The sequence below is a fragment of the Acinetobacter sp. Root1280 genome (assembly GCF_001425285.1).
Taxonomy (GTDB): domain Bacteria; phylum Pseudomonadota; class Gammaproteobacteria; order Pseudomonadales; family Moraxellaceae; genus Acinetobacter; species Acinetobacter guillouiae.
Genome location: NZ_LMED01000023.1, coordinates 205,727 through 218,112 on the forward strand (window position 1 = coordinate 205,727; position 12,386 = coordinate 218,112).

Below are 12,386 nucleotides of genomic sequence, written 5' to 3' on the forward strand. Positions count from 1 at the left end.
AAATAATTAGGAAATATAACCTATGTTTACTTTTGGGCTTTTACAGAAGGTTAAAAACATCACTTTTTGTGCAGCTGCATTTTCACTGACCAGTTTCTGCCAAGCCAATGATTTTGCCAGCAACCCTGAATACAATAATTTTAAAGCCAAAACCATGCAAACCTATGGTTTAAGTAGCGAACAAATTGATTGGGCAATGAATGGCTCACGCAATTTACCCAATATCATCAGCATTATGGAACGACCAGGTGAAAGTAAGCCTTGGTATCAGTACAAAACTAATTTCTTAGCTGAAGGCACCATCCAACGTGGTGTGCGTTTTAAACAACAATATGCAGATACACTAAATCGCGCAGAACAGCAGTTTGGGGTGCCTCAAGCGATCATCCTAGGCATTCTAGGGGTCGAAACAGGTTATGGCTCAAATAAGGGCTCCTTTATCACCCGTGATGCACTTGCAACCCTCGGTTTTGGTTATCCCCGCCGTGCGCAATATTTCCAAGATGAGTTGGGTGCTTTAATTGCATGGTCATATAAAGATGGCGTTCCAACCAATTCGATTGTTGGGTCTTATGCAGGTGCAGTAGGTTATCCGCAATTTATGCCAAGTAATGTGTCTAAATTTGGCGTGGATTACGATGGAAATGGTCATGTTGACTTACGTAACTCTGCGGTCGATGCGATTGGTTCAATTGCCAACTATCTGGCTCAACATGGCTGGCAGCGTGATCGCCCTATTGCGTTTTTAGCGCGTTATACAGGGAACAATCCTGAAGCAGTTATTGCAAAAGATTTAACTCAGCCTGTTCCCTATGGATCACTTAAAAATTTAGGGATTTCTCCATTAAATCCAATCGTCAAAATTGATGACTTAGATTTGGTTAATGTGATTCAATTACAGGACAGCAATGGCCCTATTTATTATATTACTTATCCTAATTTTCAAGTGATTACGACATATAATAGAAGCCGTATGTATGCCACCGCTTTATGGCTTTTAGGCACCGAAATTGTAAGTCGTTAAGACTTGCAATTTCCTAAACAATAAATAAGTCAAGATTTTTTTATGTTAATTTGATCACATTTAATACTTTTTTCATACCTTGTTACAATATTGGTTATTTTTTAATCAAAACCTGTAAGAATTTGTCCTTTTTGTAACTGTTTCTTAAATAATGCTAGACACATTTATTCCAGCTTGAATATTATCCTTTCCGTTAAATGCAGTTGCACAAGTGAATTTACAGACCTCTATGGTTAATTTTCAGCGACTTAGAAAGTTAAAATTGAGGTTCCAAGGAGTTAAACGATGCATGCTTCACTAAAATATATGATGGCCCTGACCATGGGTCTGAGTATGACGCAGGTCAACTCAGAAATGGTTCAGTCATCATACTTAAACAATGATTCGGATAGTTCGAGTCTAGCTTCTCGTGTGATTAGCAAAGATTCAACAAATTTCAACTCTCATTTTTCAAACCTAAACAGTTTGTCAATTACTGAACGTTCTGGCGATCAAGTCCGTCGTCAAACTATTGCAGCAAAGATTCAAGTTCCTGAAGATGAGCCTTCAGTAATTGATAAACTTAATGAAGTTGCTTCAAACACAGTTCGCAAATTTAGCCAAACTGGTGTTGCATCTTGGTACGGTCGTCAGTTCCACGGCCGTAAAACCGCAAGCGGTGATACATTCGATATGAATGATTTGACTGCTGCACACCGTAGCTTGCCATTAAACTGCTTTATTCGTGTAACCAATAAAGACAATGGTAAAAGCGTAGTGGTTAAAGTCAACGATCGTGGTCCTTTCCATGGTAACCGTGTACTTGACCTCTCTTACGGCGCTGCTAAGCGTTTAGGTATTACAAATTCAGGAACAGCACGCGTTAATATTGAACGCGTAGATGGTCCAAACTCGTAAATCACTGCATGCATTTAACAAAAGCCACTTTCCAGTGGCTTTTTTATTGCAAAAATAAAAATACAGATGTCCGAATTGCCCCCTTAACTTTCCAGTTATGCCCCTTTTCTTTCAATACATTCCAGATAAAATAAAATGCGAGTCGATACAGGATGTATCACTAAACAGAAAACGAAAACCGAAGTTTAAATTCTAAAAGTAAAAAAGTGAGCCATGCATGGACGTGAACAGCAAAACGCCAAACTTCGCGCATATATCTCTCAGCAAAACCCAAAAAATAATCGCACTTGGTTTTGCCACGCAAGGCTTGGGTTATGCCAGCGTCATGACTGCGCTTCCTACAATCAAAAGCCGATACAGACTTTCAGATGATCAACTGTCGATTATTATCCTTGGCGTCTGTATTGCAGCAGCACTGGGTTCTATTTTGGCAGATCGACTCGCTGTAAAACTAGGTTCAAGGCTGGCTATTGTTATCGGCTTGCTATTTGAAGCCATCGGTATTGCAATTGCAGCATTTAGTCCCAGTGCCATGATCATGGTCGCTAGTTTTTTACTTTATGGGCTTGGACTTGGATGTTTAGATGCTGCATTGAATATGCAAGCTGTCATGATGGAACAAAAACTTGGAAAAAGCGCCTTAGGCGGTTTTTTTGCCTGTTATACCGCTGCTGCTTTCCTTGGTGCGTTAATCATGTCCGCGACAGTCTCAACCACACTTGGGGCAACAGCGGCATTGTGCATTGCTGTCATGATGTGTTTGATTACATCGCAAGTTTCAAAACGGTGGTTATTTCAACAAAAAGAAAATGCTGCCCTACACCCTCAACAACGATCACCAATTCCGCATAAACAATTGCTTATTTTTGGTGTGATCATTCTCATCGCCTTTACTGTCGACTCAGCAATCAGCACGTGGAGTTCAATTTATCTTAAAGATATTTTAGCAAGCTCAGCCACAGTCGCACCATTGGGTTATGCCGCTTACCAAATGGGTATTTTACTCACACGTTTAAGTCTAGATTATCTTTTAAAATTTAAAAGCGCTGCATGGGTTGCATTCATCACAACGCTGATTGGTGCAACAGGCTGTGCCATAGCTGGCTTAGGGCATTCATTGGCGATTGTCATTGCTGGTTTTGCACTGGCTGGTATTGCGGTAGGCGCATTAGTCCCGCTGACATTTTCAGCAGCAGGTCGTCTAGATGAAAATCGACGCGATGAAATTATCGCACGGGTGAATATTTTTAATTATGGTGGAGCTGTAGCAGGAGCTGTGATTGTTGGCTTACTTGCTGCTCCTATCGGTTATGGTCCCTCATTTATTGGTTTAGCACTGGCACTGTTATCTGTGATTTATTTTAGAAAAAGATTTATTTAGGCTGTATATAAATAAAAAATCGTTTAGGATGAATCAAGATCATTGCTCAAATGCAAAAACACTTATCATTTTTTAAACACATATCAAACCTATACGCAGATCAAAATCTTTGCTAGGTTGAATAAAATAAACAATTCAATTCATCTGTTTTGAGCAATATTTAATAAAACAAAATTGGGGATTATTCATGTTTCAAATCAGTAGCCCATCAAAACTTGTCCGTGCAATTGCACCCATCATTTGCGTAATTGGTATCGGCTCGCTTACTGGCTGTACCACAGTATCTCCAACAAACACGAATACCCCTGCTGATCTTGCAACATTGACACAAACAAATACGCTATTTTACGGTGGCTCAATTTTAACCATGCAAGGCATGTCACCTCATTATGTCGAAGCGCTAGTGGTCAAGGATGGAAAAATTGTCTTTGCAGGTGATTTAAAACAAGCGCAAAAATTAAAACAAAAAAATACCCAAGAGGTTAACTTAAACAGTCATACCCTGCTGCCTGGTTTTATTGATGCACATAGCCATTTAAATAGTGTAGGTCTACAGCAAACTGTGGCAAATCTCTACCCTATGCCCGATGGTAACGTTTCAGATATTGCATCATTGATTCGTGAACTTTCATTGTGGCAACAAAACAATCCAGAGTTTATCAAAGCAACCTCAGGCTGGATTATTGGAAATGGTTATGATGACGCCCAAATTAAAGAAAAACGACATCCTACAGCAGATGATTTAGATTTGGTTTCCACCAATCACCCAATTATTGTTTTACATCAGTCAGGACACTTAGCCTCTGTAAATCATAAGGCTCTTGAACTTTTAAACATCAATAAAAATACCCCAAATCCAACTGGCGGTATTATTCGCCGTAAAGCAAATTCTCAAGAGCCAAATGGTGTACTTGAAGAAGCTGCTGTTTTTTCAGCAATGGCAACTGCATTTAGTAAAGTTCCACCTGAAATCATGCAAAATATGGCAAAAACAGCACTGAATACCTATATCAAAAATGGCTATACCACTGTACAAGAAGGTCGTGCTGATCATGGTACAGCTGAATTATGGCGAAGTTTTGCGGCCATCAATCAATTGAATATTGATGTCGTGGTTTATCCAGATATCATCAATGAAAAAGAATACATGCTGAAAAATGGCAGTAGTCTCAATTATCAAAATCATTTTAGAATTGGTGGGGTTAAAATCAGCCTAGATGGCTCCCCACAAGGCAAAACCGCATGGCTAACGCAACCTTACTTCATCCCACCAGAGGGAAAACCTAAAGACTATCGTGGTTATTCAGCCTATCCAGATACAAAAATGGTTCAAGATGCAATTAATCTGGCTTATAAGAACCATTGGCAAATTCTTGCACATGCCAATGGTGATGCTGCAATTGACCAATATCTCGCAACTATTGAGACAGCCAATGCACAATATGGCCAAGCAGATCGCCGCAATGTGATTATTCATGCACAAACCATGCGTGAGGATCAATTAGATCAAGCCAAGAAATTAGGGCTTATTCCTTCGTTCTTCTCATTACATACTTACTACTGGGGCGATTGGCATAAACATGAAACGCTCGGCGCAGAACGTGCCAACCGAATTTCCCCTACAGGTTCTGCATTAAGAAAAAATATGATTTTTACTGAACACCATGATGCTCCAGTCATCCCTCCTAAAAATATGATGGTGATTGATGCAACCGTCAATCGTACCACCCGTTCTGGAGATGTATTAGGTGAGGATCAAAAGGTCAGCCCTTATATTGCATTAAAATCAGTCACAGATTGGGCTGCATACCAATACTTTGAAGAAAAAGACAAAGGTACCTTAGAAAAAGGCAAATTGGCGGATCTTGTGGTGATAGATCAAGACCCATTAAAAGTGCCCACTCAAAAGATTAAAGACATCAAAATATTGGCAACCTATAAAGAAGGTCAATTGATTTATCAAAGTCCCCAATAAGGATCAGTAAGGACTAGTCGGGATAGGACATGCTTAATTCGAAATTTTTAATCATACTATTGGGCCTAAGTAGTTTTGCTTATGGAGATATCGCTATTTTCAAAGCCACTTTTCCTGATCTAAAAACCAACCAAGCACCTCACCCACAACACCAACTTGAAAAACTCCCCGCAGCCACACTCAGCAATAATGTAACAGTGGATACCTATATTGCTGCAATTCCCAATCCTTTTAACGATACAGGATTCTACAAAGATGATGCCGTCTGTAAGATCAACAATACCCAGCAAGTGAAATGTCAGTTCAGTTATACATTATCTGCGACTCAAGCAAAAAACTTTAAAATCATCTTACTGCCGGGTATTGGTCCTGTACTTGTCCCCCTATCATGGCAAGTGATCAGCACGGATATGGGACCTTCTGGCGTTGCGTATGCTGTGCTGGCAAGCCGTAAAAAAGATGAAGTCATCACCATTTATAATTCTTCCGCTTGTGTTGGCTGTGCCATGCATAACGCAAGTTTATATTTCCCCAATGTCAAAAAACTCAGTTTAGACAATGAATTTGGTGCCATTGAAGATAAAAATCGTTTGCTAAACATCGTCAAAGCCAATAAAAATAAAGTGTATTTTAGCTATCAAATTCCCAACTATCCCAACAAAACACATGGGATCGCCTATTATGCCGATGAAAGTGATGGCAACGATGTCACCAATTTTCAGGAAATCAAAGTCACACTTAAACCAGAACACCAAAGCTGGGCACGTGATATTTTAAATTTCTATCAGGCCACACATTGAACTCCCCCTGACCAGCACTTGGTTTTATTTAAAGCCGGTATTTTGACCAAAACATTATTCTGATTTATATTGTTTTCAGCAAAATAAATATAGCCAACCACATGCATGGAGCGCCAAATGAAAACAATCACCGAATGGTTTGATGAATATAGCGAAAGTCATCAAAACAAAACCAATAAAGCCATCCATTGGGCTTGTGTTCCCGCGATTTTATTTGCCATCATTGGGATTCTTGCACATTTTAGTGCTTTGCTTACCGCACTACTTCTGGTTCTTACCCTGGTTTTCTATGCCCGTTTGGATATTGTTCTTGCTGTAGCAATGACCGCATTAATTGCAGTCATGGCATGGATCATTTACTTACTTCCTGTTGGTGTTGGTTTCTATATTGGGGTGTTTATTTTGGCTTGGATTGGTCAATTTTATGGTCACAAAGTCGAGGGTAAAAAGCCTTCTTTCTTTAAAGACCTTCAATTCCTCCTCATTGGCCCTGTATGGTGTATGGATGCCTATCTTGGTAAAGTACTACCCAAATGGAAAACACGCCAGAAACTGGCTTTTTAGCGTAAATAAACCAGAGGGAAAATCCAATTCGGCTTTTCCCTCCATTTTTTTCAATTTAACAGATAAAATAACCCGTAAAAGCACAATAAACTTAAAGCTAAATTGACTAGAATTTTCTTAGAAATAAGTGCTAAAACAACACAGATCATTGCTGTTAAAAAATAGGCATCCAAAGGCAATGCACGGAATTGGTCTCCATTAAAAAATACAATTGGTGCACAAATTGCAGTCAGTAAACATGGTGCTGAATACTGCAACATATTTCCAATTACACGAGGTAATTTCAGGGCGATTTTAGGTTCTAAGAAAAAGTAACGGTTAATCAATACAATGCCTGCCAAAGTTAACAATAAAGTCCATGTCATTTTGCTACGCCTATATTTTTTACTCCGACGATTTTTGCCGTACACATCGCACTAAACATCCCCAAAATCCCTGATAGCACAATGCCCCCTTCAAATTGAAAATATTTAAAAATACAGGCAGATAGCAAGGTACACATAACGCCTACCAAAGTTGCGCTATTTTTCACCATAGGCACAATAATCAAAATAAATACCGCAACAATTGAAAAATCTAAATGTAAGCTTTCTAAATTTGGAATTGATTTAGCCAGTACAATACCCAACACACTAAATAGGCACCAAGCCAAATAAAAACACAGCCCAGCACCAAACAAATAAGCAAAGCTGCGCTGTTTATCTTTGCCAATGCCGACAGCAAACAGCTCATCTGTCAGCAAGAAGCCAATTAATATGCGTTGCTTAAACGGAAAGCGACTGACATCTTGACGAAAATTAAGCGCATAAATTAAATGCTGACTGGTTAAGAAAAATACCGTAATCATAATCGTCAAGGCAGATGCATGTGACATGACTAAACCTAAACTCACCAACTGTGCTGCACCTGCAAATACAACAGCGGACATTGAGAATGCTTGTGCAAAGCTTAATCCAGCATTGATTGCCATTGAGCCAGCCAGAATACCCCAAGGCAGTACGGCGATAGATAAAGGTAAAATATCGACCACACCTTGGAAAAAAGCCTTTTTATTTTGCTTAGACTTCGGCGCAATCTCAGCAGTATAAGATTCAAATTGATCACTCATTTGCAAAATCCAAATCTAAGAATTTAATCAGTATCTTATAAATGCTCAGTGATCGCTTGGATGAAATTGCTATTTAGTGAGGGGCTGTGAGCGTTTAAATGGTTATTTCCGAATACATTTATTAAATATTTAAGGTACTTAAATATTGAGAAGGCGTAACCCCGACTGCTTTTTTAAAATGTCGATTAAAATGACTTTGATCTGAAAAACCACTATTTTGGGCAGTCATTGCAATACTCTGACCTTGTTTTAATAATTGGCGCGCTTTCTGTAAGCGGACCTGAACCAACCAGCTATGCGGTGGTAATCCCGTATATTTTTTAAATTCACGTAAAAAATGCCAAGGACTTAATCCTACATATGTCGCCAAATCAGTGAGCGAATAATCATGCTCAGGAAAACTGCTTAATAAATCTTTGACTATTTCAACTTTCCGTTGTGCTTCTGGTAATTCAGCAGGTGTTAATTTGGCACGACCATAACGACTGATTAAGCGTGCTAAAGTGGATAAATACATACTCTCTTTCAGTAAAGTATTTTCTTTTTGTTCTAATAAATCAAAAAGTAAACAGAGTTGCTGTGCCAATCCAACATCTTGCACAACAGCTTGTGGGAACCACGGTACGCTATTTTTAACACTAAAAAAATCTTGCCCTGCATCTAACAACATTTCTGGCGTTGGATAAATTGCACGGTATTTCCAGCCTGACTCTACAGCAGATGAACCTGTATGAATTTCATCAGCATTGACTAAAATAATGTCGCCCTTCGGTGCTGTATGTAACTGCCCAGTCCGATAAAAACTCTGTGCACCATCTTCAATCACACCAATACAATAACCTTCATGCACATGCTTTGAAAATTGCTTATGGTGATACTGTGCTTTTAACAACTCTAATCCACCCAATTCTTTTAGGTGAAAGTAGCTTGCCCACTCCTGCATTTTTTCTATTCAGACTTTTGATAATAATTTAAAAATAGCATGTTTATAAAAAGCGTATAGAACAAAATTGCTATCTATACATTTAAACAAGACCTAATCTTTTGTGCACATAAGAAAATAACCAATAGATTACTGATAGGTTTTTCCATTATGTTTTAGCCAACCATCTTGATGACGACGCTTTGGATCATGGTGTGTCCAGTGCATTACACCACCTTGATTGCTATATTCATATTCGCCAAAAAATTCGACGGTATCACCTTTGCGTAAATTATCGATACGGGGTGCTAAATCAATATTATGTGCAACCAGTACAGTTAAGCCATTATCCAGTGCAAGAATAAATTTTTGATGACGTGAACCTTCATTATCATCACGCAACACGGCTTTTACTCGACCGATGGACTGTACTTGAACATTACTGAGTTTTGCATCATAGGCTTTTCGAATAACCTCAAGACCATTTTGATTTTGACTATTGGCAGATGGCTTATCGTTAAATTGGTTATCTTTACTTTGCTCATTCACATGCTGTGTATTGTCTTGTGAACGATTGTTTTGCTGATCGATCGATTCAACTTTAGAGGATTCAGTTGCTTGATTTTTTTGTTGATTAAGATCAACACCTAGATAAGCTGCGACGATCACTGCGATTACAGCACCAATACCAAGTTGAGTTTTATTTGCCATAAAGTTTGAGTCTAATCAATGTTCATTGTGGAATTATAAAAGAATAATCTTTTAGATATGTATGAATTAATTCTTCTGAATCTACTTCAATTAAATTACAGACAAAAAAACCCCTCTAAGGAGGGGTTTTCAATAATTATACTCAGTGAGTAAAAATTATTTAGCAGCCGCTTGAGCAGCAGCAACTTCTTCTGCAAAGCTCATTTCAGCTTTCTTCTCAATACCTTCACCTACTTCGAAGCGAACGAATTGAGCTACAGTTGTTGCAGTTGCTTTCAATACTTCAGCAACTTTTTTGTCGTTGTCGATTACGTATTGTTGACGCTCAAGAACAACTTCGTTCAAGTATTTTTCAACTGAACCAGTCACCATTTTTTCAACGATGTTCGCTGGCTTACCAGATTCAATCGCTTTAGCTTCTGCAATTTCTTTCTCTTTCGCGATAAGATCAGCAGAAACATCTTCAGCAGTTACAGCAACTGGGTTGAACGCAGCAACGTGCATTGCAATACCTTTACCAGTTTCAGCAGAACCTGTGTAAGAAACAACAACACCGATTTTTAAACCGTGTTTGTAAACTGCAAGGTTTTCACCTTCAACAATTGCAGCACGACGAACTTGGATGTTTTCACCGATTTTTTGAACAAGCGCAATACGAGCTTCTTCAACAGTTGAACCATCTTCAAGTTTCAATTCAGCAATTTGAGCAGCATCAGTTACACCAGCAGCAAGTGCAGCAGCAGCAACTTTCGCAGAGAAACCAGCAAAGTTTTCGTCTTTCGCAACGAAGTCAGTTTGACAGTTTACTTCTAAAAGAATTGCTTTGTTACCTTCTTGAGCAATTGTGATCGCGCCATCAGCAGCAATGTTACCAGCTTTTTTAGCTGCTTTTGCTTGACCTGATTTACGAAGATTATCAATCGCTAATTCGATGTCACCGTCTGCTTCTGTTAATGCTTTTTTGCATTCCATCATTGCAAGACCAGTACGGTCACGTAATTCTTTTACCATGCTCGCAGTAACTGCAGTCATGTTGTTCTCCTAAATACGGTAGAATATGAATCTGTTCAACAAAAACGGCCCAAAGGTTCCTCTGGGCCGTTTTGCTTTCTCGACGCTCAATTTGTCATCATTTTAAATCACAAAAATGACAAGCTTGCGTCAAAACGCATTAAGCCTCAGGAGCTTCTTTCGCAGCTTCTTCGCCTTTAGCTTGAGCATTCGCTTGAGTTTGAGCGTATTCTTTACCAGCAAGAATTGCATCAGCCATTGCAGAAGCATAAAGTGTAACAGCACGGATCGCATCGTCATTACCAGGAATAACGAAATCTACGTTATCTGGGTTAGAGTTTGTATCAACGATACCGATTACTGGAATACCAAGGTTTTTAGCTTCTTTAATCGCGATTGCTTCGTGATCAACGTCGATGATGAACAATGCGTCAGGTAAACCACCCATGTTCTTAACACCGCCTAAAGAGCGTTCAAGTTTTTCCATTTCACGAGCGCGTTCTAATGCTTCACGTTTAGTAAGTTTAGCAAAAGTACCATCTTGTGATTGAGTTTGAAGATCTTTCAAACGGTTGATTGACTGACGAAGAGTTTTCCAGTTAGTCAACATACCACCCAACCAACGGTGATCAACATAAGGCTGACCAGCGCGTTGAGCTTGTTCACGAATGATGTTAGAAGCAGCACGTTTTGTACCAACGAACAATACTTTGTTCTTTTTGCTTGCTAGATTGTTAACAAAATTCAAAGCATCATTTAACGCAGGAACAGTATGTTCAAGGTTGATGATGTGAATACGGTTACGCGCACCAAAAATGTATTGACGCATTTTTGGGTTCCAGAAGCGAGTTTGGTGACCAAAGTGCGCGCCAGCTTGAAGAAGGTCGCGCATGCTTACGTTGTAATCTGCCATTTTCTTTACCTTAAAAGTTTGGGTTAGGCCTCCATATGTCCGCATTCTCCACCCTTTCAGGCACCCAGAGTAATGTGACGACATATGTGCGGATTTTTAAATTACCCTTATCAATATTTCCATAAACCATTCACAAAGAAAGTCACAGAAAGCATTTGATAAATTGGGCGGCTATTTATACCATAGTCACATACAAATTTCCAAAAGTTTTTAAAGATCATGAACAGTACTTACGAAGCACCACGTCGATTAATCAAAACCGCAGATGAAATTGAAAAGATGCGTGTTGCAGGTCGATTGGCTGCAGAAGTTTTGGATATGATCAAACCGCATATCAAACCAGGTGTCAGTACACTTGAATTGGATACGATTTGTCATGACTATATTGTCAACAAACAAGACGCTATACCTGCATGTTTGGGTTATGGCGCTGCGCCTGGTCGCCCAGCATTCCAACATGTGATTTGTACCTCTGTAAATCATGTGGTATGTCACGGTATTCCATCTGCAAGTAAAATTTTAAAGAAAGGCGATATTCTCAATATTGATGTGACTGTGATTAAAGATGGTTATCACGGCGATACCAATATGATGTATGTGGTTGGTGGTGAAACATCGATTATTGCTGAACGTTTGTGTAAAGTTGCTCAAGAAGCAATGTATCGTGGTATGGAAACGGTGAAACCGGGCTCAACCATTGGTGATATTGGCGCAGCGATTCAAAAATATGTTGAATCAGAACGCTTTAGTGTAGTGCGTGAATACTGTGGTCATGGTATTGGTACGGTATTCCATGATGAGCCTCAAGTTCTTCACTATGGTCAACCCAATTCAGGCATGGTTTTAGAAGAAGGTATGACCTTTACCATTGAGCCGATGGTCAATGCGGGTGTTTGGCAAACACGTTTAATGGGTGATAAATGGACGGTGGTGACCAAAGACCATAGTCTTTCAGCTCAATATGAACATACCCTGCTGGTGACCAAAGACGGTGTAGAAGTTTTAACCGCACGCCCTGAAGAAGATCTATCTCGTTTTCAAAAATAACGAAAGTCATTGACTAAAATGACTTATGCTGCT

Annotated in this window: 13 protein-coding genes; 7 read left to right on the forward strand and 6 right to left on the reverse strand. The window is 39.3% G+C overall.

Features of this window, described 5'->3' with window-relative positions:
• The first annotated feature begins 22 nt into the window (after window positions 1-22).
• The 6 genes from mltB to ASC84_RS15005 all read left to right on the forward strand — a co-directional run bounded on the left by mltB (window position 23) and on the right by ASC84_RS15005 (window position 6,641).
• A complete protein-coding gene (gene mltB / locus ASC84_RS14980) occupies window positions 23-1,024 on the forward strand; it encodes a lytic murein transglycosylase B (protein WP_004820018.1) in 1,002 nt (333 codons plus the stop codon).
• A 285-nt stretch (window positions 1,025-1,309) separates the two neighbouring features.
• Window positions 1,310-1,921: a septal ring lytic transglycosylase RlpA family protein gene (locus tag ASC84_RS14985; RefSeq protein WP_004722011.1), complete on the forward strand. Its 612-nt coding sequence runs from the start codon at window positions 1,310-1,312 to the stop codon at window positions 1,919-1,921.
• Window positions 1,922-2,138: 217 nt separating this feature from the next.
• Complete coding sequence (locus tag ASC84_RS14990; RefSeq protein WP_056516131.1) at window positions 2,139-3,302, forward strand: MFS transporter; 1,164 nt, start codon at window positions 2,139-2,141, stop codon at window positions 3,300-3,302.
• A gap of 187 nt (window positions 3,303-3,489) precedes the next feature.
• Window positions 3,490-5,277 (forward strand): amidohydrolase, encoded by a 1,788-nt coding sequence (locus ASC84_RS14995; RefSeq protein WP_056516135.1) that lies wholly within the window; start codon window positions 3,490-3,492, stop codon window positions 5,275-5,277.
• 29 nt (window positions 5,278-5,306) lie between these two features.
• A complete protein-coding gene (locus ASC84_RS15000) occupies window positions 5,307-6,077 on the forward strand; it encodes a DUF4850 domain-containing protein (RefSeq protein WP_056516137.1) in 771 nt (256 codons plus the stop codon).
• Between the two features lie 117 nt (window positions 6,078-6,194).
• A complete protein-coding gene (locus ASC84_RS15005) occupies window positions 6,195-6,641 on the forward strand; it encodes a DUF962 domain-containing protein (protein WP_004722016.1) in 447 nt (148 codons plus the stop codon).
• 50 nt (window positions 6,642-6,691) lie between these two features.
• On the opposite strand, the gene ASC84_RS15010 is transcribed toward ASC84_RS15005, so the two are convergent.
• The 6 genes from ASC84_RS15010 to rpsB all read right to left on the reverse strand — a co-directional run bounded on the left by ASC84_RS15010 (window position 6,692) and on the right by rpsB (window position 11,306).
• Window positions 6,692-7,006 (reverse strand): AzlD domain-containing protein, encoded by a 315-nt coding sequence (locus ASC84_RS15010; RefSeq protein ID WP_056516140.1) that lies wholly within the window; start codon window positions 7,004-7,006, stop codon window positions 6,692-6,694.
• Window positions 7,003-7,749, reverse strand: coding sequence for an AzlC family ABC transporter permease (locus ASC84_RS15015; RefSeq protein ID WP_056516143.1), 747 nt, complete (start codon window positions 7,747-7,749; stop codon window positions 7,003-7,005). The genes ASC84_RS15010 and ASC84_RS15015 overlap by 4 nt, the downstream gene beginning before the upstream one ends.
• 121 nt (window positions 7,750-7,870) lie before the next feature.
• Window positions 7,871-8,692 (reverse strand): AraC family transcriptional regulator, encoded by an 822-nt coding sequence (locus tag ASC84_RS15020; protein ID WP_004722023.1) that lies wholly within the window; start codon window positions 8,690-8,692, stop codon window positions 7,871-7,873.
• Between the two features lie 129 nt (window positions 8,693-8,821).
• On the reverse strand, window positions 8,822-9,382 hold the full coding sequence (locus ASC84_RS15025; RefSeq protein ID WP_056516145.1) for a DUF3465 domain-containing protein: 561 nt from the start codon (window positions 9,380-9,382) through the stop codon (window positions 8,822-8,824).
• 156 nt (window positions 9,383-9,538) lie between these two features.
• Window positions 9,539-10,414: a translation elongation factor Ts gene (gene tsf, locus ASC84_RS15030; RefSeq protein WP_004722025.1), complete on the reverse strand. Its 876-nt coding sequence runs from the start codon at window positions 10,412-10,414 to the stop codon at window positions 9,539-9,541.
• 139 nt (window positions 10,415-10,553) lie between these two features.
• Window positions 10,554-11,306: a 30S ribosomal protein S2 gene (rpsB, locus tag ASC84_RS15035; RefSeq protein WP_004722027.1), complete on the reverse strand. Its 753-nt coding sequence runs from the start codon at window positions 11,304-11,306 to the stop codon at window positions 10,554-10,556.
• A 219-nt stretch (window positions 11,307-11,525) separates the two neighbouring features.
• On the opposite strand from rpsB, the gene map reads away from it, so the two are divergent.
• Window positions 11,526-12,353 (forward strand): type I methionyl aminopeptidase, encoded by an 828-nt coding sequence (map, locus tag ASC84_RS15040; RefSeq protein ID WP_004722029.1) that lies wholly within the window; start codon window positions 11,526-11,528, stop codon window positions 12,351-12,353.
• Window positions 12,354-12,386 lie beyond the last annotated feature (33 nt).